This is a genomic window from Streptomyces sp. CNP082, assembly GCF_059570535.1.
Genome location: NZ_JCANSZ010000025.1, coordinates 43,517 through 65,367, shown reverse-complemented (window position 1 = coordinate 65,367; position 21,851 = coordinate 43,517). Strand labels below are relative to the sequence as shown.

The 21,851-nt window shown below is 72.8% G+C and carries 20 protein-coding genes; 5 read left to right on the top strand and 15 right to left on the bottom strand.

Annotated features, from left to right (window positions below; translation table 11 throughout):
* Positions 1 to 198: 198 nt before the first annotated feature.
* Positions 199 to 1,788 (bottom strand): MDR family MFS transporter, encoded by a 1,590-nt coding sequence (locus B124_RS20425; protein ID WP_496504329.1) that lies wholly within the window; start codon positions 1,786 to 1,788, stop codon positions 199 to 201.
* A gap of 103 nt (positions 1,789 to 1,891) precedes the next feature.
* Here B124_RS20425 and B124_RS20420 point away from each other — a divergent pair, with 103 nt between their 5' ends.
* The gene (locus B124_RS20420) at positions 1,892 to 2,452 is read left to right on the top strand and encodes a TetR/AcrR family transcriptional regulator (protein ID WP_496504328.1); all 561 of its coding nucleotides are present in this window, start codon (positions 1,892 to 1,894) and stop codon (positions 2,450 to 2,452) included.
* Positions 2,453 to 2,613: 161 nt separating this feature from the next.
* On the opposite strand, the gene B124_RS20415 is transcribed toward B124_RS20420, so the two are convergent.
* Entirely contained in the window at positions 2,614 to 5,142 is a 2,529-nt protein-coding gene (locus tag B124_RS20415; protein WP_496504327.1) for an ATP-dependent Clp protease ATP-binding subunit, read from the bottom strand.
* 461 nt (positions 5,143 to 5,603) lie between these two features.
* Here B124_RS20415 and B124_RS20410 point away from each other — a divergent pair, with 461 nt between their 5' ends.
* Positions 5,604 to 6,341, top strand: a complete 738-nt coding sequence (locus B124_RS20410; protein ID WP_496504326.1) for a hypothetical protein — start codon at positions 5,604 to 5,606, stop codon at positions 6,339 to 6,341.
* On the opposite strand, the gene B124_RS20405 is transcribed toward B124_RS20410, so the two are convergent.
* The 10 genes from B124_RS20405 to B124_RS20360 form a co-directional block, all read right to left on the bottom strand.
* Positions 6,280 to 6,606, bottom strand: coding sequence for a histone-like nucleoid-structuring protein Lsr2 (locus B124_RS20405; protein ID WP_496504325.1), 327 nt, complete (start codon positions 6,604 to 6,606; stop codon positions 6,280 to 6,282). The genes B124_RS20410 and B124_RS20405 overlap by 62 nt on opposite strands.
* 120 nt (positions 6,607 to 6,726) lie before the next feature.
* Positions 6,727 to 7,245: an amino-acid N-acetyltransferase gene (locus B124_RS20400; protein ID WP_496504324.1), complete on the bottom strand. Its 519-nt coding sequence runs from the start codon at positions 7,243 to 7,245 to the stop codon at positions 6,727 to 6,729.
* A gap of 15 nt (positions 7,246 to 7,260) precedes the next feature.
* Positions 7,261 to 7,686, bottom strand: coding sequence for a BlaI/MecI/CopY family transcriptional regulator (locus B124_RS20395; RefSeq protein WP_496504323.1), 426 nt, complete (start codon positions 7,684 to 7,686; stop codon positions 7,261 to 7,263).
* 114 nt (positions 7,687 to 7,800) lie between these two features.
* Complete coding sequence (locus B124_RS20390) at positions 7,801 to 7,971, bottom strand: hypothetical protein (protein ID WP_496504322.1); 171 nt, start codon at positions 7,969 to 7,971, stop codon at positions 7,801 to 7,803.
* Between the two features lie 213 nt (positions 7,972 to 8,184).
* Positions 8,185 to 9,000 (bottom strand): hypothetical protein, encoded by an 816-nt coding sequence (locus B124_RS20385; protein WP_496504367.1) that lies wholly within the window; start codon positions 8,998 to 9,000, stop codon positions 8,185 to 8,187.
* A 119-nt stretch (positions 9,001 to 9,119) separates the two neighbouring features.
* Positions 9,120 to 9,917: a type III pantothenate kinase gene (locus B124_RS20380; RefSeq protein ID WP_101422945.1), complete on the bottom strand. Its 798-nt coding sequence runs from the start codon at positions 9,915 to 9,917 to the stop codon at positions 9,120 to 9,122.
* Positions 9,918 to 10,940 (bottom strand): carboxylating nicotinate-nucleotide diphosphorylase, encoded by a 1,023-nt coding sequence (nadC, locus tag B124_RS20375; RefSeq protein WP_496504366.1) that lies wholly within the window; start codon positions 10,938 to 10,940, stop codon positions 9,918 to 9,920.
* Positions 10,941 to 10,972: 32 nt separating this feature from the next.
* Positions 10,973 to 12,694 carry an L-aspartate oxidase gene (locus tag B124_RS20370; RefSeq protein ID WP_496504321.1) on the bottom strand — a complete coding sequence of 574 codons (1,722 nt, stop codon included), beginning with the start codon at positions 12,692 to 12,694 and terminating at the stop codon, positions 10,973 to 10,975.
* Entirely contained in the window at positions 12,691 to 13,611 is a 921-nt protein-coding gene (gene panC / locus B124_RS20365) for a pantoate--beta-alanine ligase (protein ID WP_496504320.1), read from the bottom strand. The genes B124_RS20370 and panC overlap by 4 nt, the downstream gene beginning before the upstream one ends.
* An 11-nt stretch (positions 13,612 to 13,622) precedes the next feature.
* Complete coding sequence (locus B124_RS20360) at positions 13,623 to 14,531, bottom strand: Rossmann-like and DUF2520 domain-containing protein (protein WP_496504319.1); 909 nt, start codon at positions 14,529 to 14,531, stop codon at positions 13,623 to 13,625.
* Between the two features lie 208 nt (positions 14,532 to 14,739).
* Here B124_RS20360 and B124_RS20355 point away from each other — a divergent pair, with 208 nt between their 5' ends.
* Both B124_RS20355 and B124_RS20350 read left to right on the top strand, forming a co-directional pair.
* Positions 14,740 to 16,002: a threonine aldolase family protein gene (locus B124_RS20355; protein WP_496504318.1), complete on the top strand. Its 1,263-nt coding sequence runs from the start codon at positions 14,740 to 14,742 to the stop codon at positions 16,000 to 16,002.
* 106 nt (positions 16,003 to 16,108) lie between these two features.
* Entirely contained in the window at positions 16,109 to 17,197 is a 1,089-nt protein-coding gene (locus tag B124_RS20350; protein WP_496504317.1) for a DUF5937 family protein, read from the top strand.
* 143 nt (positions 17,198 to 17,340) lie between these two features.
* Here the strand turns inward: B124_RS20350 and B124_RS20345 are convergent, their stop codons facing one another.
* Together B124_RS20345 and B124_RS20340 are read right to left on the bottom strand one after the other, a co-directional pair.
* Entirely contained in the window at positions 17,341 to 18,015 is a 675-nt protein-coding gene (locus B124_RS20345) for a response regulator (RefSeq protein WP_496504316.1), read from the bottom strand.
* Positions 18,016 to 18,108: 93 nt separating this feature from the next.
* The gene (locus tag B124_RS20340; RefSeq protein ID WP_496504315.1) at positions 18,109 to 19,338 is read right to left on the bottom strand and encodes a sensor histidine kinase; all 1,230 of its coding nucleotides are present in this window, start codon (positions 19,336 to 19,338) and stop codon (positions 18,109 to 18,111) included.
* Between the two features lie 94 nt (positions 19,339 to 19,432).
* Between B124_RS20340 and B124_RS20335 the strand changes: the two genes are divergently transcribed.
* Positions 19,433 to 20,473 (top strand): SAM-dependent methyltransferase, encoded by a 1,041-nt coding sequence (locus B124_RS20335; RefSeq protein ID WP_496504314.1) that lies wholly within the window; start codon positions 19,433 to 19,435, stop codon positions 20,471 to 20,473.
* Positions 20,474 to 20,622: 149 nt separating this feature from the next.
* Here the strand turns inward: B124_RS20335 and B124_RS20330 are convergent, their stop codons facing one another.
* A complete protein-coding gene (locus B124_RS20330; RefSeq protein WP_496504313.1) occupies positions 20,623 to 21,786 on the bottom strand; it encodes an ABC transporter ATP-binding protein in 1,164 nt (387 codons plus the stop codon).
* Positions 21,787 to 21,851 lie beyond the last annotated feature (65 nt).

The following is a 21,851-nucleotide window of genomic DNA, read 5'->3' as shown; positions in this document are numbered from 1 at the left end:
AGATCGGGGCGGAGCACTCTGCGAGCATGGCACGCCCCACTGACAACCGGCCCCGCGCAAGCCGCCGCTCCCCCGGCACCCGGCGGCTCCCGGCCCGTACGGCTCGTACGGCCCGTACGCACACGGAAGGGCCGCGTGCCTCACGCCCGCTACCGCGGGAGGCACGCGGCCCGTCCTCGGGGGCTCCAGGTCTCCGCTCTAGACCTTCGCCGGGGCCTCCGCCTCCGCTTGTGCGGAGCCCGAACCGGCGTCCCCGGCCGGTTCGGCGTCTTCCTTCCCCGTGCCGGCCCCGCGCAGCGGGACCTCCTTGACGAACCACGCGGCGATGAACGAGACCAGCGCGACCGCGGCTCCCAGGAGGAAGACCTGGTGGGTGCCGTTCGAGACGGCGTCCAGGTACGCCTCCTTGATGGCCCCCGGCAGTTGCTCGATCCGCTCCGGCGTCAACTGCCCGCCGCCCACCACCTTCTCGCCCTCCGGCCCGGCCTTCTCCGCCATGGTCTCGGAGACCCGGCTGCTGAAGAGCGCGCCCATCAGGGCGACGCCGAAGGAGCCGCCGATGGTGCGGGTCAGGGTGATCGTGGAGCTGCCGGCGCCCATGTCGCGCATCTCCAGGCTGTTCTGTCCGACGAGCATCGACATCTGCATGATGAAGCCCAGGCCGGCGCCCATCACCGCCATGTAGAGCCCGGAGGTCAGACGGGTGGTGCCGGAGTCCATCGTCGACAGCAGGTACAGCCCCAGGAACAGGGTGGCGCCGCCGACGATCGGGTAGATCTTGTAGCGCCCGGACTTCGTCGTGGCCCGGCCGACGAACAGGGAGACGACCATGACGGGCAGCATCATCGGCAGGAGCAGCAGCCCGGAGTTGGTGGCCGAGGCGCCCTGGACGCTCTGCTGGAACAGCGGCAGGAAGGTCACGCCGCCGAACATCACGAAGCCGACGATGAAGCTGATCACGTTCATCAGCGTGAAGTTGCCGTTGCGGAAGATGCGCAGCGGGATGATCGGCTCGGTGGCGCGGGTCTCGGCCCAGCCGAAGGCCGCCAGCGACGCGACGCCGAGCACGGCCAGGCCGATGATCTGCGCCGACGCCCAGTCGTACTCCGTACCGCCCCAGGAGGTCACCAGCACCAGCGCGGTCAGGCCGACGGAGAGCAGGGCGGCGCCCGTGTAGTCCACGCGGGCCTTGATGCGCTTCTTCGGCAGGTGCAGCACGGTGGAGATGACGAAGAGCGAGACGAGGCCGAGCGGCAGGTTGATGTAGAAGGCCCAGCGCCAGCCGAGGTGGTCGGTGATCGTGCCGCCGACCAGCGGGCCGCCGATGGTGGCGATGCCCATGACGGCGGCCATCATGCCCTGGTACCGGCCGCGTTCGCGGGGCGGTACGAGGTCGCCGATGATCGCCATCACGCCCACGATGAGACCGCCGCCGCCCAGGCCCTGGACCGCGCGGAAGGTGATGAGCTGGCCCATGTCCTGGGCCATGCCGGAGAGGGCGGAACCGATCAGGAAGAGGACTATGGAGGACATGAAGATGCCCTTGCGGCCATAGAGGTCGCCGAACTTGCCCCACAGCGGCGTGGAGACGGCGATGGCCAGGGCGTACGCGGTGACCACCCAGGACAGGTGGTTCAGGCCGCCGAGCTCGCCGACGATGGTGGGCATCGCGGTGCCGACGATCAGGTTGTCGAGCATCGCCAGCATCATCGTGATCATCAGGCCGAGCATGATCACCCTGATGTTGCGCGGCGGTGCGGGGACCGCCTCCTGATCCTTGTCCGCCATGGGCCCTCTCCCTACTTACTTGCCGCCCGGCTAGTGAGTACCATGTGAAGGTACGCCGCTTACTTGCCGGGCGTCAAGTAAGTAACTGACGGAAGCAGGGATCATGGGAACGACCAGGGGCGATACCCGCCAGCGCATTCAGGACGTCGCGCTGGAACTCTTCGCCGAGAAGGGCTACGACAAGACCTCCCTGCGCGAGATCGCCGAACGGCTCGACGTCACGAAGGCCGCGCTGTACTACCACTTCAAGACCAAGGAAGACATCCTGGTCAGCCTGGTCGAGGACTATCTCGGGCAGGTCGACGAGCTGGTCACCTGGGGCCAGGACCAGCCGGCCACACTGGAGACCCGGCTGGAGCTGCTGGCGCGGTACAGCGGGCTGCTCGCCGGCGGCAGCACCCTCTTCCGGTTCATGCACGAGAACCAGGCCAGCATGCGCGAGCTGAGCCTCGGCGAGGCGTTCAAGGAGCGCATGGGCGTCCTCATCGGCATGCTGCGCGACAAGGACGCCGAGCTGAAGGACCAGGCACGCTGCATCTCGGCGCTCTTCACCATGCACGCCGGCATGGTCGCCCTGGCCGACGCCCCGGGCGACGCCGAGGAGAAGCGGATCGCCTGCCTGGAGGTCGCGCAGGAGCTGGTGACGGCGGCGCACAAGGGCTGACCCGGGCGAGTGCTCCCGCGCCCGCTTCCCGTACGGGAACGCCCCGCACGCCGCTCCCCTGCGCACCCGGCGCACACCCGGCACGTACGCATAGAGCCGCCCCGGACCGTGGGGTCCGGGGCGGCTTTATGTCGTACGGCGGAAGCCGAGCCGCTACGGGCTCACGCCTCCTTGCTCAGGTTCGGGCCCGCGCCGCCGGCGGCGGCGTCGACCGGCGGGGCGTCGGGCAGCGCCGACTTCTCCTCGCCGCGGAAGGTGAACGTCGCCTCGTCACCCTCGCCCTCGGTGTCGACCACCACGATGTGGCCCGGGCGCAGCTCGCCGAAGAGGATCTTCTCCGAGAGCACGTCCTCGATTTCCCGCTGGATCGCGCGGCGCAGCGGCCGGGCGCCCAGCACCGGGTCGAAGCCCCGCTTGGACAGCAGGTCCTTGGCCTCGGTGGAGAGCTCGATGGCCATGTCGCGATCCTTGAGCCGGTTGTCCAGCTCGGCCAGCCGCAGGTCGACGATCTCGATGATGTCGTCCCGGGTGAGCTGGTGGAAGACCACGATGTCGTCCACACGGTTGAGGAACTCCGGCCGGAAGTGCTGCTTGAGCTCCTCGCTGACCTTGGACTTCATCCGCTCGTAGCCGGACTTGACGTCGCCCCCGGCGGCGAATCCCAGGCCGAAGCCCTTGGAGATGTCCTTGGTGCCGAGGTTGGTCGTCATGATGATGATCGTGTTCTTGAAGTCCACGACCCGGCCCTGGGAGTCGGTCAGCCGGCCGTCCTCCAGGATCTGCAGCAGCGAGTTGAAGATGTCCGGGTGGGCCTTCTCGACCTCGTCGAAGAGGACGACCGAGAACGGCTTCCGGCGCACCTTCTCCGTGAGCTGACCGCCCTCCTCGTAACCGACGTAGCCGGGCGGGGAGCCGAACAGCCGCGAGACGGTGTGCTTCTCGCTGAACTCCGACATGTCGAGCTGGATGAGCGCGTCCTCGTCGCCGAAGAGGAACTCCGCCAGCGTCTTCGACAGCTCCGTCTTACCGACGCCGGACGGGCCGGCGAAGATGAACGAGCCGCCGGGGCGCTTCGGGTCCTTCAGGCCGGCCCGCGTACGGCGGATGGCCTGGGAGAGCGCCTTGATGGCGTCCTCCTGCCCGATGACGCGCTTGTGGAGCTCGTCCTCCATGCGCAGCAGCCGCGAGGACTCCTCCTCGGTCAGCTTGAAGACCGGGATGCCGGTGGCGGTGGCCAGGACCTCGGCGATGAGCTCCTCGTCCACCTCGGCGACGACGTCCATGTCGCCGGCCTTCCACTCCTTCTCCCGCTGCGCCTTCTGCGCCAGGAGCTGCTTCTCCTTGTCGCGCAGGCCGGCGGCCAGCTCGAAGTCCTGCGAGTCGATCGCGGACTCCTTCTCGCGCCGCACGTCGGCGATCTTCTCGTCGAACTCCCGCAGGTCCGGCGGCGCGGTCATCCGGCGGATGCGCATCCGCGAGCCCGCCTCGTCGATCAGGTCGATCGCCTTGTCCGGCAGGAAGCGGTCGGAGATGTACCGGTCGGCGAGCTGGGCCGCGGCGACCAGCGCGGCGTCCGTGATGGACACCCGGTGGTGCGCCTCGTACCGGTCGCGCAGACCCTTGAGGATCTCGATGGTGTGCTGCAGCGACGGCTCCGCGACCTGGATCGGCTGGAAGCGGCGCTCCAGGGCCGCGTCCTTCTCCAGGTGCTTGCGGTACTCGTCGAGCGTGGTGGCGCCGATGGTCTGCAGCTCGCCGCGGGCCAGCATCGGCTTGAGGATGCTCGCCGCGTCGATCGCGCCCTCGGCGGCCCCCGCGCCCACCAGGGTGTGCAGCTCGTCGATGAACAGGATGATGTCGCCGCGGGTGCGGATCTCCTTGAGCACCTTCTTCAGGCGCTCCTCGAAGTCACCGCGGTAGCGGGAGCCCGCGACCAGCGCGCCCAGGTCCAGGGTGTAGAGGTGCTTGTCCTTCAGCGTCTCGGGCACCTCGCCCTTGACGATGGCCTGCGCCAGGCCCTCGACGACGGCGGTCTTGCCGACGCCCGGCTCGCCGATGAGCACGGGGTTGTTCTTCGTCCGGCGGGACAGCACCTGCATGACCCGCTCGATCTCCTTCTCGCGCCCGATGACCGGGTCGAGCTTGGACTCGCGGGCCGCCTGCGTGAGGTTCCGGCCGAACTGGTCGAGCACCAGGGACGTCGACGGCGTGCCCTCCGCGGGGCCGCCGGCGGTGGCGGTCTCCTTGCCGCCCTGGTAGCCGGAGAGCAACTGGATGACCTGCTGGCGCACCCGGTTCAGATCGGCGCCCAGCTTCACGAGGACCTGGGCGGCGACGCCCTCGCCCTCGCGGATGAGGCCGAGCAGGATGTGCTCCGTACCGATGTAGTTGTGGCCGAGCTGAAGGGCCTCGCGGAGCGACAGCTCCAGCACCTTCTTCGCCCGGGGAGTGAAGGGGATGTGGCCGGACGGGGCCTGCTGGCCCTGGCCGATGATCTCCTCCACCTGCTGGCGGACCGCCTCGAGCGAGATCCCGAGGCTCTCCAGGGCCTTTGCGGCGACACCCTCACCCTCGTGGATCAGGCCCAGGAGGATGTGCTCGGTGCCGATGTAGTTGTGGTTGAGCATCCGGGCTTCTTCCTGAGCCAGGACGACAACCCGCCGCGCGCGGTCGGTGAACCTCTCGAACATCGTTAATCGCTCCTCAGAGCGGTCAGGCAGATCGGGGACGTTCCCCTCCCTGTCCTTCCGCAGCTTAGTCCCGCAAGCAGGGACCGCTCATTCCAACTGCCGACACCCGGACGCTGACTCCCTCAGTCTCCTGCACCGAACAGCCGACAACTGCTCCAACCCGATGGTGCGAGACGATGTTCCCGCAGGCCAGGCGAATACTCTCAATGCCGCTACGCCCATGGCGAACGCCGCCGTCGAAGACCACCGAAGCTTGCCGAAGCCACCGCTCTCACCAGCGCCACTAGCCAAGTCTTACCCGCACCGCGGGCGGTGCCATCAGATTTTCCGGCCTCTTCCCTGCGCTGACGGCGAACAAGGTGGAACGTCTGCGGGCGCGGGTGCGGGGAAGAAGAAGCGCGCTAGGCGACCGGGATGACACATGTCGTAACCAACGCGGTCGCGACCCCGTTGCTCAGGGTGTGACCGGCTCCAGGATTCCCCGCCAGACCGGCCCGCAGGGCAGGCCCGCCCCGGCGGGCGGGAGCGGCGCGGGCGGCCGGAACGGGTCGGGTGCGCAGCCGGGCGGGGAGCCCGCCGCGCAGTCCGCGGCGGGCGGGTCCTCAGCCGGCGCCCTGCCGCCCGGGGCGCTGCGCTGCGACGTGCTGGAGATGCCCGCGGAGGCCGGCTGGGCGGTGCTGCGCAGGCGGCCGGCCACGGGGCCCGTGGGGCTGGCCGGGGGCCGGATGCACTTCCTGATCGCCGAGGGCGGCGCGGCAGAGCTGCCGGGGCTGCTGGACTGGCTGGAGTGGGGCGGCATCCCGCTGGACCTGAGCGCGGCGCCGGCGGCGGTACGGAACTGGCCGCCGACTCTGTGGCTGCGCCCGCCGGGCAGGGCGGCGCTGGCACGGCTCCCCGCGGTACGGCTGCCCGTGGACACGGGGGCCGGCCGCGGGGGCGGAGTCGTGGACGGGGATGTCGCAGGAGAGGACGCGGATGGTGCCGGAGACGCCGTCCGGGATGCTGTCGAAATGGATGGGGACAGGGGTTACGCGGACGGCGATGCCGTTCCGGCGCGGCACCGGGTTGCGGACCGGCCGGATCTGGTTCGGCTGGTGAGCGCGGCGGCGACGGCCTGCCACCGCCTCGCCCTGAACGTCAGCCGTTCGCCTTTTCGTATGCCTCGCGGATGTTCGCCGGAACACGGCCACGCTCGCTGACCTCGTAACCCTGCTCCTTCGCCCACGCGCGGATCTTCGCCGTGTCCTGGCTGCCGGACGCCCCGCCGCGAGAACGCTTCGTGGTGCGCCCGCCAGTCCTGCGGCCGCTCTTCACGTACTGCTCCAGAGCGGTGCGCAGCTTTTCCGCGTTGGCGGTCGTGAGGTCGATCTCGTAGGACTTGCCGTCGAGAGCGAACGTCACGGTCTCGTCTGCCTCAACGCCATCGAGATCATCGACGAGAAGGACCTGTACCTTCTGAGCCACCGGGCTTCCCTTTCATCGGAACAATGTGTGCTGGCGAAAGCAAACCGCTTTTCAGCGAAAAACTCAAACCCTGTCGGAGAACTCGCCCAACTATATCTTCGCGATTCGGACAAAGCGCCATCAGAGATGCAGCAACATCCTGCTGTTGCCGAGGGTGTTCGGCTTCACCCGCTCCAGGTCCAGGAACTCGGCAACGCCCTCGTCATACGAGCGCAGCAGCTCACTGTAGACGTCCTGGTCCACCGGAGTCTCACCGATCTCGACGAAGCCGTGCTTGGCGAAGAAGTTCACTTCGAACGTCAGGCAGAAAATGCGGCTGACACCGAGCCAGCGGGCGGTGTCCAGCAACTTGGCGAGGAGTTGGTGGCCGATGCCGGTGCCCTTGAGGGCGGGATCCACGGCCAGCGTACGCACCTCCGCGAGGTCCTCCCACATCACGTGGAGCGCTCCGCAACCGGCCACGACGCCGTCCGAGTCCCGCTCGGCGACCCAGAACTCCTGGATGTCCTCGTAAAGCGTCACCGTGGCTTTGCCGAGAAGGATGTCACGGTGCACGTAGGGATCGAGCAGCCGCCGGATGGCCCGGACATCCGAGGTGCGGGCACGCCGGATGGTGACGCCGTGAGAATCGCTGGGCATGGCATGACGCTATCGTCACGCGCTTGCTCCGGTGCCACCGGCTTCTGCACCGGTGTCACCGGCTCCGGTGTCACCGGGTGAGTCCAGCGACACAACGCGTAGCGCATCGCGCAGGGCCTCGACCTGGGCCGGTGACATCATGCCGAAGAACGCGACAAGGGCGGCGGCCGGATTGTCGCTGGCCGCCCATGCCTCGTTCATGAGTGCGGCGGAGTAGGCCGCCCTGGTGGACACCGCTTCATATCGATAGGCGCGGCCTTCGGGAGCACGCCGCACCCAGCCCTTCTGGTGGAGGTTGTCCATTACGGTCATGACGGTGGTGTAGGCGAGAGAGCGTTCCTGCTGGAGGTCTTCCAGCACTTCCCGGACCGTGACCGGGCGGTTCCACTCCCACACCCGGGTCATGACCGCGTCTTCGAGCTCTCCCAATGGCCGGACCACGCCAGCACAATACCCGCAGGAGCATGAACAACGGGGCGATTGGGACAGTGAAGGGGGCGGCGGGCGTGGCGATTCACGCGGCGGTGGCGGGGCCGCCGCCGGGTGCGGGGTGCGTTACTCGGCGGACTTCCGCTTCGCCGCCTCGGCCTGTGCGAATGCGGCATCGACGGCGGCGTCTTCCTTCGCCTTGTTCGGCCCGCCCTGGTTCTTGACGATCGTCACGATCATCGCGGTGAAGGCGACGGCCATGACGGTCGACGGCAGCAGCGCGGAGAGGTAATCCATGAGAGCCATCCATCGTTGCGGGCTACTGGGCGCGGGCGCCGCGGAGGTGCCGCGGGCTCCAGCGTAGCCCGCCCCCTGAAGGGCCGGAGTGGCGGGTTGCCGAGAGGGGTGGATGGTGCTATCAGGCGCGGTGCCGCGCCGGGGCTCGGGCCGTACGGATGCGGGGCCCAGGCCGTACGGATACGGGGGCTCGGGCCGTACGGATACGGGGGCTCAGGCCGTGCGGGCCGCGTGGGGGCGTAGCAGGTGCTCCGTGGGCGGGGCCGGGCGGCGGCGGGGTGGGAAGACCTCGGCGGGGGTGGGCACCGGCCGGTTCGGGGACGCGGGCTGCCGGTCCGGGGGGTTGTCGCGGGGCGGGCGCTCCCGGGGCTGCTCGCCGGGCTTGCGCGGCTGCCGGTCAGGGGCCGGCTCCCGCTCCTCCGACGCCTGCGCCGCCCAGAGGCCCCTGCCGCCCGGCAGAGCGCGCAGCACGGGGCGCGGCAAGAGCGCCAGCGGCACGGGCGGCGTGACGGGCGCGACCGGCGCGACCGGCGCGACCGGCTCCGCCGACGGCGGCGACTTCGGCAGCGACGGCAGCGGCGGCGGGCGGCGGCGGGGCGCCACCTGGGCCGCCGTCAGCGCCTCGCAGCGCCGCAGTAGCCGGCGCCGGCGCTCCGTCACGCCCGGGGCCGCCGGCTCGGCGCACAGGGCGCGCAGCGCGGCGACGTCGGCCTGCCGGGGCACGTAGCCGGTCCCCAGGGCGTCGTGCAGCACCTCCGCGTATCCGGAGGCGCTGCCGGGGAGCGCGGCGCGGTAGCGGGCGAGGTCGGCGTTACGGAACAGGCGCATCCGGTCCGCCTCGGCCGCCGCCTCGTCCAGCGCCGCGGCCAGCTCCGTACAGTCCCGTACGACGGCGCCGCGCGGGACCGCCGGCGCGGCGGCCGGCTCCGCTGACTCACCCCTGGCGGGCCTGGGCAGGCCCCAACTCGACTCGATGGCGATGGCCAGCGCGTCACGCACGACGCGGAGCTCGTCGGCGCTGAGCGCCACACCGCCTCGGGAACCGTATGGCGTAGGCATAATCCGACTTTAGGCCCTTAACAGGGCTCAAGCCGCGAAGGCGCGCGGAGCGGGCTTTCGCGGCGGGGCGGGTCGCCGGCTCGTACCCGTCAGGTGGTCGAGACGTTCCGCTCGTAGACCAGGCGGAGGCCGATCAGCGTCAGCCACGGCTCGTGCTCGTCGATCACCGAGGAGTCGGCCAGCATCATCGGCGCAAGACCGCCGGTCGCGATGACGGTGACCTCGTCCGGGTCGTCGGCCAGCTCCGCCGCCATGCGGTTGACCACGCCGTCGACCTGCCCGGCGAACCCGTACAGGATGCCGGACTGCATCGCCTCGACCGTGTTCTTGCCGATCACCGAACGCGGCCGGGCCAGTTCGATCTTGCGCAGTTGCGCGCCGCGTACGCCCAGCGCCTCCGTGGAGATCTCGATGCCCGGCGCGATCACCCCGCCGACGTACTCGCCGCGCTCGCTGACCGCGTCGAACGTCGTCGCCGTGCCGAAGTCGACGACGATGGCCGGGCCGCCGTACAGCTCGGCCGCCGCCAGCGCGTTGATGATCCGGTCGGCGCCGACCTCCTTGGGGTTGTCCATCAGGACGGGCACGCCGGTCTTCACCCCCGGCTCGACGAGCACGGAGGGGACGTCGCCGTAGTAGCGGCGGGTGACCTCGCGCAGCTCGTGCAGCACCGAGGGGACGGTGGAGCAGATGGCGATGCCGTGGATGCCGTCGCCCAGTTCCTCGCCGAGCAGCGGGTGCATGCCCATCAGGCCCTGCAGCAGCACCGCCAGTTCGTCGGCGGTGCGGCGCGCGTCGGTGGAGATGCGCCAGTGCTCGACGATCTCCTCGCCGTCGAAGAGGCCGAGGACGGTGTGGGTGTTCCCGACGTCGATGGTGAGGAGCATCTAGCCGTCGCCCTCCTCGCGCAGGTCGAGGCCGATGTCGAGGATGGGGGTGGAGTGCGTGAGCGCCCCTACGGCCAGATAGTCGACGCCCGTCTGCGCGTACGCGCGCGCGTTGTCGAGCGTCAGCCGCCCGGAGGACTCCAGTCTGGCGCGGCCGGCGACCAGGGCGACGGCCTCCTCGGTCTCGACGGGCGTGAAGTTGTCCAGAAGGATCAGGTCGGCGCCCGCGTCGACGGCCTCGCGCACCTGGTGCAGGGTGTCCGCCTCCACCTCCACGTCCAGGTCCGGGAATTCGGCCCGGACCAGCCGGAACGCCTCGGCCAGGCCGCCCGCGGCGACCACGTGGTTGTCCTTGACCAGCGCGGCGTCCGACAGCGACATGCGGTGGTTGACGCCGCCGCCGCAGCGCACCGCGTACTTCTCCAGCGCGCGCAGGCCGGGCGTCGTCTTGCGGGTGTCGCGGACCCTGGCTCTGGTGCCGTCGAGGGCGTCGGCCCACGCGCGCGTGGCGGTGGCGATTCCGGACAGGCGGCAAAGGATGTTGAGCGCGCTGCGTTCGGCGGTGAGGAGGTCGCGGGTACGGGTACGGACCGTCAGCAGCGGCTGTCCGGCCGCGACCCGGTCGCCGTCCTCGACGTGCCGCTCCACCTCCATGTCGTCAGTGCAGACGACGGACAGCACCGCCTCGGTGACCCGCAGCCCGGCGACGACGCCGGCCTCGCGGGCGGTGAAGTCGCCGGTGGCGACGGCGTCTTCGGGGACGGTGGCCACGGTGGTCACGTCCACGCCGTGGTCGAGGTCCTCCTCGACGGCGAGGTGGGCGACGTCCTCGACGTAGACGGGGTCGAGGCCCGCGTCGGCGAGGAGCTGGGCGAGACCGGGGTCGAGACCGCACTCCAGGGGGTCGTGGCCGTACGCCGCGCCGGCTGCACCGTCGTCTGCCCCGCAGCCGCAGGCGTCACCGCAGCCGCCGGCGGCGGCGTCGGTGTCCGGGCCGCCGAGGGGCAGGAGTGTCAGCTCCACGGGCTGGGGGCGGTGGGGCTCTGGGGTGCTGCTCACGGGGTCTCCCGGTGGAAGGCGGTGCCGGCCGTGGCCCGGACGGCGAGTGCGGGTTGTGCGGGGGCTTCGGGGGCTTCGGGGTTTTCGGGGTTTTCGGTGCGTACGGGATCGGTGGTGAGGGTGACGAGGAAGTGGCGGGCCCAGTGGGCTTCGTCGCGGCCGGCGTGGTCCTCGCGCCAGTGCGAGCCCCGGGTCTCGGTGCGGCGGCGGGCGCACTCGACGAGCACCTGCGCGACGAGCAGGAGGTTGGTGGCCTCCCAGGTCTCCACGCACGGCGCCGCCGTGGCCGGCCTGGCGGTGTCGCGTATCGCGCGCAGTTCTGCCGCGGCCCCGTCCAGGCTGGCGGCAGAGCGCAGGACGCCGGCGCCGGCGGTCATGACGCGCTGGACGTCCGCGCGGGCCTCCGGCGGAAGGAGGGCCATCTCCCGGGTCCGGCCCTTCTCCGTCGGCGCCGTCGCTTCCCGGGGTACGGGCCCGGCCGCGACGTCCGCCGCGATGCGCTCGGCGAAGACGAGCCCCTCCAGCAGGGAGTTGGACGCCAGCCGGTTCGCGCCGTGCACGCCCGTACAGGCCACCTCACCGCAGGCGTAAAGACCCGGGACGCTCGTCCGTCCGCGCAGGTCCGTGACGACGCCGCCGGAGGCGTAGTGGGCCGCGGGGGCGATGGGGACGAGGTCGTGGACCGGGTCGAAGCCGTGCGCGCGGCAGGCCGCGGAGATCGTCGGGAAGCGCTGCTTCCACATCTCCGCGCCGAAGTGCCGCCCGTCGAGGTACATGTGGTCGGCGCCCTGCTCGCGCATCCGCCGCGTGATGCCCTTCGCCACGATGTCGCGCGGCGCCAGCTCCGCCAGCTCGTGCTGGCCCACCATGAACCGCACGCCGTCCGCGTCGACGAGGTGGGCGCCCTCGCCGCGTACCGCCTCGGAGACCAGCGGCTGCTGGCCCTCGGCGTCCGCGCCCAGGAACATCACCGTCGGGTGGAACTGCACGAACTCCAGGTCCGACACCTCCGCCCCGGCCCGCAGCGCAAGCGCGACACCGTCGCCGGTGGAGACCGCCGGGTTGGTGGTCGCGGAGAAGACCTGGCCCATGCCGCCGGTGGCGAGCACCACGGCGGGGGCGTGCACGGCGCCCACGCCGTCGCGCGCGCCCTCCCCCATGACGTGCAGCGTGACGCCCGCGGCGCGCCCTTCCGCGTCCTTGAGCAGGTCGAGTACGAGTGCGTGCTCGACGGTCTCGATCCCCGCCTCGCGCACCGCCGCGACCAGCGCGCGGGAGACCTCCGCGCCGGTCGCGTCGCCGCCCGCGTGGGCGATGCGCCGGCGGTGGTGGCCGCCCTCGCGGGTCAGCTCGATGGCGCCGGTGGCGGGGTCGGTGTCGAAGGCGGCGCCGGTGGCGATGAGGCGGCGTACGGCGGCGGGGCCTTCGGTGACGAGGGTGCGTACGGCGTCTTCGTCGCACAGCCCGGCGCCGGCGACGAGGGTGTCGGCGAGGTGCTGCTCGGGGGTGTCGCCGTCGCCGAGGGCGGCGGCGATGCCGCCCTGGGCCCAGCGGGTGGAGCCGTCGTCGAGGTTGGCCTTGGTGACGACGGTGACCCGGCGGCCCGCCTCGGCGCAGCGCAGCGCCGCGGTGAGGCCGGCGACGCCGGAGCCGACCACGACGACGTCGGTGTTCAGCACCCAGCCGGGGGCGGGGGCCCCGAGCCGTATCGCGGTCACCGGGCACCTCCGAAGGTGAGGCGGATGTTGTCGATGAGGCGGGTGGCGCCGACCTTGGCGGCGACGGCGAGGACGGCCCCGTGGGCGGTGCCGTTCTGCTGTGCGGCGCCGTCCGGGATCGGTGTGAAGTCCGCGGGGTCCACCAGTGCGGCGTAGTCCAGCTCCAGCGGGGGCGTCAGCCCGCCCGCGCCGTGCAGCACAGACTGTGCCGCGGTCAGCGCCTCCCGCGGCCCGCCCGCCGTGTCGCGCGCCGCGAACAGCGCACGGGACAGCGCGAGCGCGGTGCGGCGCTCCGGCGCGGAGAGGTACACGTTGCGGCTGGACAGCGCGAGGCCGTCCGGCTCGCGTACGGTCGGCACGCCGAGGATCCGTACCGGGAAGTTCAGGTCGCGCACCATCCGGGTGATCAGCGCGAGCTGCTGCGCGTCCTTCTGCCCGTAGAGCGCCATGTCCGGCCGTGTGAGATGCAGCAGCTTGGCGACGACGGTCAGCATGCCGTCGAAGTGCCCGGGGCGGAACGCTCCCTCCAGCCGCTCCCCCATCGGCCCGGCGCTGATGCGCACCTGCGGCTCGCCGCCGGGGTAGACCTCGTCGGCGGACGGCGCGAAGACGACGTCGGCGCCCTCCTTGCCCGCGAGTTTCACGTCGGCGTCGAGGGTGCGCGGGTAGCGGTCCAGGTCCTCGCCGGGGCCGAACTGCAGCGGGTTGACGAAGACGGTGACCACGACCTGACCGTGCGGGCCGGCTTCGGCGCGGGCGGCGCGGACGAGGGCGGCGTGGCCCTCGTGCAGCGCGCCCATGGTCATCACCACGGCGCGCGCCGGGCGTTCAGGCGCCGCGCCGTGCGCTGCCGGCGGCACGTGCGCCCCCGGCGGCTCGGGCAGATCCGCGGCCTGGTGTACGAGCAGAGCGGTCATCGTCGCCGTCCTCAGCGTCCTCCGTCGGCGAGGACCCCGAGCAGGTCCTCGGCCAGCTCCGGCTTGAGCAGCCCGCCCGCCAGCGCGCGGTCCGCCGTCGCCCGGGCCATCGCGACGTACGCCGGCACGGCCTGCGGCGCGTGGACGCGCAGCTCCGCGATGTGCGCCGCCACGGTGCCCGCGTCGCCGCGCGCGACCGGGCCGGTGAGCGCGGCGTCGCCGCTGCGCAGCGCGTTGTCGAGGGCGGCGCCGAGCAGCGGGCCGAGCATCCGGTCGGGGGCGCCGACGCCGGCCTTGGCCAGCAGCTCCGTCGACTGCGCGACCAGCGTGACGAGGTGGTTGGCGCCGATGGCGAGCGCCGCGTGGTACAGCGGCCTGGCCGCCTCCTCCACCCACTCCGGCTCGCCGCCCATCTCCACGACCAGCGCCTCCGCCGCCATCCGCAGCTCGCCCGGCGCGGTGACGCCGAAGGAGCAGCCGGCGAGGCGCTGCACGTCGACGGCGGTGCCGGTGAACGTCATCGCGGGGTGCAGCGCGAGCGGCAGCCCGCCGGCGCGGGTGGCGGGCTCCAGCACCCCGGCCCCGTACCGGCCGGAGGTGTGCACGAGGAGCTGCCCGGGGCGAACGGCACCGGTGCCCGCCAAGCCCTCGACGAGGCCGGGCAGCACGTCGTCGGGCACGGTGAGCAGCACGAGGTCGGCGCGGGCCAGCACCTCGGCCGGCTCGGTGACGGGCACGTCGGGCAGCATCTCGTCGGCCCGCCGGCGGGCGCCGTCGGAGACGGCGTGCACGGCGACGGGACGGTGTCCCGCGAGCGCGAGCGCCGCGGCGAGCGGCGGGCCGACCCGGCCGGCGCCGACCACGCCGACGGCGAGCCGGGCGGGCTTCTCCTGCGGCTCAGGGGTGGGGCTGGGGTTCACGTCGCCTTCCGTTCCAGTCCGCTTCGGGTACCGGACGTACGGGTTCATGGTACTTGCGGCGAGGGCGGGTGCCGGTGTGTGACTGAGCACGGTGTACGGCCGGGGGTGCGTCCTACGCGCGCGTGCCGGCCGCTTCGGGGTACGGCGAGGCGCCACGGGGCGTAAATCCGGTGTGACGGACGTGCGACGGGAGGCATGATCGGGCCTCATGACGGACGCGGACGACCCGATGACCCGCAGGCGCGCGACGTGGGCGGCGGCCGAGCACACCCTCACGGCCTCCCTCCCCACCATCGCCGCGCGCCTGGCCCGCCTCGCCTCCACCCGCCCCGGCGGCGTCGACCTCGACCAGCAGGTCGACGTCTACGCCGGCGGCATCGTCGGTGAGCTGGAGGAGCGCACCGCGGACCTGCTGGGCTGCGCGGACGCGGCGTTCTTCCCCACCGGCACCATGGCGCAGCAGGTCGCGCTGCGCTGCTGGGCGGAGCGCACCGGCAGCCGCACCGTCGCCTCGCACCCGCTGGCCCACCTGGAGGTGCACGAGCGGGCGGCGTACGCGGTCGTCAGCGGGTTGCGCGCCGTCCACCCCACGCGGGCGCCCCGGGTCGCGACGGCGGCGGAGGTGCGGGCGCTGGACGAGCCCTTCGGCACGCTGATGCTGGAGCTGCCGATGCGCGAGCCGGGGTTCGTGCTGCCGGGGTGGGAGGAGTTGGAGGAGGTCGTCGCGGCGGCGCGGGAGCGGGAGGCGGTCGTCCACTTCGACGGCGCCCGGCTGTGGGAGTGCACGACGCACTTCGGGCGCGGTCTTGCGGAGATCGCCGGCCTCGCGGACAGCGTGTACGTCTCGTTCTACAAGTCGCTGGGCGGGCTGTCGGGCGCAGCGCTGGCTGGCCCCGCCGGGTTCGTGGCGGAGGCACGGGCCTGGCGGCACCGGTACGGCGGCCAGGTGTTCCAGCAGTGGCCGGCGGCGCTGGCCGCGCTGGACGGGCTGCAGCGGGAGCTGCCGCGGCTGCCGTCGTACGTGGCGCACGCACGGGTCGTCGCGGAAGGGCTGCGGGAGGGGTTCGCGGGGGCGGGGGTGCCGTTCTTCCGGGTGCATCCGGAGGTGCCGCACACGCACCAGTTCCAGGTCTGGCTGCCGTACGGGGCGGAGACGCTGATGGACGCGGGGACGGCGCTGGCGGAGGAGACGGGGACGTGCCTGTTCCGGGTGTGGACGGAGCCGGGCGACCCGCCGGGGCTCTCGATGACGGAGGTCACGGTGACGGAGCCGGGGCTGGCGTGGACGGCGGAGGACGTGGCGCGGGAGGCGGCGGCGCTGGTGGAGCGGGTGCGGCTGGTGGCGGGGGCGGGACGGGCCGGCTCGGGGGGTACCGACCCGGGGGCTGCGGACTCGGAGGGTGCGGAGCCGGGCGCTGGGGACCCGGGCGCTGGAGACTGGGGCGCCGGGGACCCGGGGGTGTCCAACTGACCGCAGGTGGATTTGAGCCCGCCGTTTCGGGCCTTGTCCAACTGCGCGGCCCCGAATACCTGCTCGCGGGCCCGGTGCTGTCAGTCCCGTGCCGGACCATGGATTCATGAGCGTCACCCTCGACATCACCGGCCTGGCCGTCGAGCGCATCGGCTTCACGCCCTCCCCGCTCGCCGAGCTGGGCGCCGCGCTGCACGCGCTCTCCTCGCCCGCCCACCACCCCGGGGCGGCCGGCTGGACGACCGCGACCGCAGCCGCGCTCGACCCCGGGCTCGCGGACCGGCTGAGCGAGGCGGAGTTCCTGTGGAGTGCGGGGCGGGCCGACATCCTGCTGCCCGCCGCGCCGGGAGCGACCCTCACCGAGGAGCTGGACGCGCTCGACCGGATCCCTGACGACGCCTTCGTCACCGCCGCGTTCGAGATCGTCTGCAACCCGGCCTACCAGCACGGCAGTCCCTCTCCGCTCACCGACCCTGCCACCCGCAGGACCGCGGTCGAGCGGGCAGCCGCCCGCGGCCCGCGGCAGGCGGCGTTCGTGGAGCGGATGCTCACCGACCCCGACGGGCTGCGGGTGTGGCTGCGACGGCTGCTCGAGGACTGCGGGCAGGCGTTCTTCGACGAGACGTGGGAGCGGGTCCGCCACCCCCTCGCCGCGGACGCGCGGCACAAGACGGACCTGCTGCGGCGCAAGGGGCTGGCGGTGGCGCTGGAGGACGTGTCGGGGGCGCTGCGGCTGGACGAGGGCGAGGACGGCTCGGTCCGGATCGTCGCGGACAAGCTGACCAGCGGCGGCGCGGTCGCCCACGAGAGCGTGACGCTCATACCGACCGCGTTCGGCTGGCCGCACGTGCTGGTGGTGTACGCACCGGGCTGGCACCCGGTGATTCAGTACCCCATACCGTCACCGGACCTGCCCCGGACGCCGCCGCTGGAGACGCTGCAACTGCGGCTGGAGGCGCTGGCGCACCCGGTGCGGCTCCGGCTGTGCCGCACGATCTCGCGGACGCCGACGACGACGGTGGAGCTGGCCGCCGTGCACCAGTTGACGGCGCCGGAGGTCTCGCGGCACCTGGCGGTGCTGAAGAAGGCCGGGCTGGTCGTCACGCGGCGCCGCGGGCGGTACGTGCAGTACGAGCTGTCGCTGCCGGCGGTCGCCCGCCTGGGCGGGTCGCTGCTGGAGGGCCTGCTGCGCTGAGGCGGGCCGCCGGCGCGGCGGCGCGGCCCGCGGGACGCCGGTCCCCGGAGTGGGGTACCGCCGGCATGCCCGTACGTGCGCGACCTTCATGCCCTCAGCCGGCTCGGCGGCCCGGGTCTCCCCCGGCCGGCTCCCGTCCGCCGTCAGCCCCCGGCCCGTACCAGGCCCGTCTCGTATGCCAGGACCACCGCCTGCACCCTGTCCCGCAGCTCCAACTTCGTGAGGATCCGCCCGACATGTGTCTTCACCGTCGCCTCCGACAGCACCAGCCGCGCCGCGATCTCCCCGTTCGACAGCCCCTGCGCGATCAGCAGCAGCACCTCGCGCTCCCGGTCCGTCAGCCGCTTCAGCTCCGGGTGCGCCCGCTCGCCCGCCGGGGCGGGCATCACGGCCGTGAACCGGTCGATGAGCCGCCGCGTCGTGCTCGGCGCGACGACCGCGTCGCCGCTGTGCACGGCCCGGATGGCGCTCAGCAGGTCGCCCGGCGGCACGTCCTTGAGCATGAAGCCGGACGCCCCGGCCTGCAGCGCGGAGAAGGCGTACTCGTCGAGGTCGAAGGTGGTCAGGATCAGCACCTTCGGCGGTGCCTCCGCCGGCTTGTCCGCGCAGATGCGCCGCGTCGCCTCGACGCCGTCGAGGCGCGGCATGCGCACGTCCATGAGGACGACGTCCACCTTCGTCACGGCGAGGAGCTGCACCGCCTCGTCGCCGTCCCCGGCCTCCGCGACGACGTCCATGTCGGGCTGGGCCGCCAGCACCATCCGGAAGCCGGTGCGCAGCAGCGCCTGGTCGTCCACGAGCATGACCCGGATCGTCACGTGAGCCCCTTCTCTCTCAACAGGGCCGCGTGGGCCGCCCTGGGTTCCCGCCTCTTCCCGCGTCCGACGGTAAGCCGCCCGCCGGACCGCCCGTCAGGCAGCCGCCTTCAGCGGCAGCACGGCACGCACGCGGAAGCCGCCGCCGGGCCGCGGACCCGCGTCCAGCTCCCCGCCGGTCATCCCCACCCGCTCGCGCATGCCGATGAGCCCGTGCCCCTGGCCGTCGGCGCCGCCCTCCTCGTACAGCTCGGGCAGCGACCCGCGGCCGTCATCCTCCACCAGCACCTGCAGCTCGCTGTCCGCGTACGTCAGCCGCACCGCGGCGCCCGCCTCGGGGCCGCCGTGCTTGCGGGTGTTGGTCAGCGCCTCCTGGACGATGCGGTACGCCGCGAGCTCGATGCTGCTCGGCAGCTCCCGCGGCGAGCCGGCCACCTCGAACGAGACCGTGAGCCCCGCGCCGCGCACCTGCTCGACCAGCTCCGCGAGTTGCTCCACGCCGGGCTGCGGCACGTACTCGCGGCCCGCGCCCGGGTCGCCGGTGCGCAGCACGCCGAGCAGCCTGCGCATCTCCGCCAGCGCCTGCCGGCCGGTGCCGGAGATCGTCGTGAGCGCCTCCTTGGCCTGCTGCGGCGCGCTGTCCAGCACGTACGCGGCGCCGTCCGCCTGGACGACCATGACGGAGACGTTGTGCGCCACGACGTCGTGCAGCTCGCGGGCTATCCGCGCGCGCTCGGCCGCGACCGCTATGCGGGACTGCGTCTCCCGCTCCCGCTCCAGGCGGGCGGCCCGTTCCTCAAGCTGCGCGTAGTAGGCGCGACGCGTGCGCAGCGAGTCGCCGAGCACCCACGCGAGCAGGAACGGGACCGTCAGAAAAACGAGGCCGACGCCCTTCTCGACGACGGACTCGTCGGCGGCCGGCCACCGCAGTTGGTTGACCACGGGCGCGATGGCGGCGCCGACGAGCGCCAGCCGCGACGCCCAGGGCACGTCGCCGGCGGCGACGGTGAAGATGATGACGAGCATGGCGAAGTTCGCCGGGCCCGGGGTCGAGTCCAGCACGACCTGGGTAACGCCGAGCGCACCGGCGACGAGCAGCATGCGCTCGGGGAAGCGGCGGCGCAGGGCGACCACGACGGCGTAGACGATGCCGATGACCAGCGCGACCGTCTTCTCGCCGTCGGAATAAGGGGCGTGCGGGGTGTCGTGGGGATCGGTCGTGTCCACGGCGATCAGCCAGGCGCCGGTCATCAGGACGAGGCAGACAGCCCAGAAGCTGTCCACCAGCGTCGGATGACGGCGGAGGAAATCGTAGACACGTTGCACGTCACCCAGCGTAGGCACGCGCGCGTGGGCGGGAGTCAGTCCGCGGGGCGATCCCTGACACATGCAACTACTCCGCAGGGTGGAGGATGCGCCTGTGGAGAACGGTGGGACGGGCGGACGGGGCGCGGGGGGCCGGCTGCGCTGGCGGGAGGCCATGGGACGGGCGCTGTACGGGCCGGAGGGCTTCTACCGCCGGGGCGGACCTGGGGACGGGGCGGCGGCGCACTTCCGGACCTCGGTGCACGCGTCGCCGCTGTTCGCGGCGGCGGTGGCGGAGCTGGTGCGGCGGGTGGCGGTCGCGTTGGGGCGGCCGGCGGAGCTGGACGTGGTGGACGTCGGAGCGGGCCGCGGGGAGCTGCTGACGGGGGTGCTGGCGGCGTACGGCGGGCCGGGGCGGCTGCGGGCGTACGCGGTGGAGCTCGGCCCGCGGCCGGAAGGGCTGGACGAGCGGATCACGTGGCTGGCGGAGCCGCCGGCGGGGGTGCGGGGCCTGCTGTTCGCCAACGAGTGGCTGGACAACGTGCCGGTGGAGGTCGCGGAGACGGACGAGGTGGGTGTGCCGCGGTACGTGGAGGTCGCGGCGGACGGCACGGAGCGGCTGGGGACGGAGATCACCGGCGCCGACGCGGAGTGGCTGCGCCGCTGGTGGCCGCTGGCGGGTGCGCCGCCGGGCAGCCGCGCGGAGATCGGCGCACCGCGCGACGCGGCGTGGTCGGCGGCGGTCACGACGCTGACCGCCGGGCTGGCGCTCACCGCGGACTACGCCCACACCCGGGCCACCCGTCCCCCGTACGGCACGCTGACGGCGTTCCGCGACGGGCACCAGGTCGCCCCGGTGCCGGACGGGAGCTGCGACGTGACGGCGCACGTGGCGCTGGACGCGGTGGCAGCCGCGCTGGTGGCGGGGCCGGCGGAGGGCGGCGGGCCGCCGTTGCCGATGTCGCAGCGGGACGGGCTGCGCGGTCTCGGACTGGAGGGGAGCCGGCCGCCGCTGGCGCTGGCGTCAACGGACCCGGCGGGCTACCTGCGGCGACTCGCCGCCGCCGGGCAGGCCGCCGAACTCCTCGACCCCGCGGGGCTCGGCGGCTTCACCTGGCTGGCCCACCACGTGGGCATCGCCCCGGTCCTCCCCTGACTCCGCGGGCCCGGGCAGGCCGACGCCCGTACGCGTCGCCGCCCGGCGCGGCTCCGCAGCGCCCGGGCCCGTTCCGTACGGACCGCCGCCCGGGCCCGTGCCGCCGCGCGCCGCGCCTGCGCGGCAGCGCCGCACGCCTGCGGCGGCTCTCACACCTGCGACAGCGAGTCCAGCTCCACCTCCGTCCGCGCCACCGCGCGCGCGTCCGCGTCGATCGACCGCCGCAGCGCCTCGTGCAGGCTCGTCGGCGTCAGGACGCCGGCGAACCGCCCCGTCTCCTCGGCGTCCACCACCGCGATCCACCCCGCGTCGTACTGCAGCATCGTCGCGAACGCCTTCTTCAGGCTCGCGCCCAGCGGCAGCCAGGCGTCCATCCGTCGCGCGTAGTCGGACACCGCGCCGCCCTTGGCGATCTCGTCGGCCGCGACCCACCCGTGCAGTTCACCGTCGCTGTCCAGCACGACGGCCCACCGCGCGCCCTCGTCCCGTAGCGCCACCGCGGCACTCCGCGCGTCGTCGTCGAGCCGGACCACCGGCGGCTGCTCCAGGTCACCGTGCTCGATCTCCGTCACCGACAGCCGCTTCAAGCCCCTGTCGGCGCCGACGAAGTCGGCCACGTACGGGGTCGCGGGCGCGCCCAGGACCGCCGCCGGCGAGTCGAGTTGCTCGATGTCCCCTTCGCCGAACACCGCGATGCGGTCGCCGAGCCGTACCGCCTCCTCGATGTCGTGCGTGACGAAGAGCACGGTCTTGCGCATCTGTGCCTGCAGCTTGAGGAACTCGTTCTGCAGGTGCTCCCGCACCACCGGGTCCACCGCCCCGAACGGCTCGTCCATCAGCAGCACCGGCGGGTCCGCCGCCAGCGCCCGCGCCACGCCGACGCGCTGGCGCTGGCCGCCGGAGAGCTGGTCGGGGTAGCGGCGGCCGTGTTCGTGCGGGTCGAGGCCGACCATCTCCAGCAGCTCGGCCGCCCGCTTCAGCCGCTTGTCGCGCGGGGTGCCCAGCAGGTGGGGCACGGTGGCGGTGTTGTCGAGGACGTTCTTATGAGGGAAGAGGCCGACGTTCTGGATGCAGTAGCCGATGTGGCGGCGCAGTTCGACGGGGTCGGCGGCCATGACGTCCTGCCCGTCGACCTCGATGCGGCCGGCGGTGGGCTCGATGAGCCGGTTGACCATCTTCAGCGTGGTGGTCTTGCCGCAGCCGGACGGGCCGACAAGCGTCACCAGCTCGCCCTCGGCGACGTCGAACGACAAGTCGTTCACCGCGGTAGTCCCATCGGGGTACCGCTTGGTCACGTGCTCGAATCGGATCATGTTTCCTCATTCTGCCCCGCCCGCCGCCCCCGGTGTCAGTGGCGGAGGGTCTAATGGAGCTGCCT

Bases quoted from the DNA above. Each gene is read 5' to 3' on its own strand.
- panC (WP_496504320.1), bottom strand. From the start codon at position 13,611: ATGACCGCTCTGCTCGTACACCAGGCCGCGGATCTGCCCGAGCCGCCG.
- B124_RS20425 (WP_496504329.1), bottom strand. From the start codon at position 1,788: ATGGCGGACAAGGATCAGGAGGCGGTCCCCGCACCGCCGCGCAACATC.
- B124_RS20390 (WP_496504322.1), bottom strand. From the start codon at position 7,971: ATGGATTACCTCTCCGCGCTGCTGCCGTCGACCGTCATGGCCGTCGCC.
- B124_RS20415 (WP_496504327.1), bottom strand. From the start codon at position 5,142: ATGTTCGAGAGGTTCACCGACCGCGCGCGGCGGGTTGTCGTCCTGGCT.
- B124_RS20350 (WP_496504317.1), top strand. From the start codon at position 16,109: ATGAGCGTCACCCTCGACATCACCGGCCTGGCCGTCGAGCGCATCGGC.
- B124_RS20420 (WP_496504328.1), top strand. From the start codon at position 1,892: ATGGGAACGACCAGGGGCGATACCCGCCAGCGCATTCAGGACGTCGCG.
- B124_RS20400 (WP_496504324.1), bottom strand. From the start codon at position 7,245: ATGCCCAGCGATTCTCACGGCGTCACCATCCGGCGTGCCCGCACCTCG.
- B124_RS20380 (WP_101422945.1), bottom strand. From the start codon at position 9,917: ATGCTCCTCACCATCGACGTCGGGAACACCCACACCGTCCTCGGCCTC.
- B124_RS20355 (WP_496504318.1), top strand. From the start codon at position 14,740: ATGACGGACGCGGACGACCCGATGACCCGCAGGCGCGCGACGTGGGCG.
- B124_RS20330 (WP_496504313.1), bottom strand. From the start codon at position 21,786: ATGATCCGATTCGAGCACGTGACCAAGCGGTACCCCGATGGGACTACC.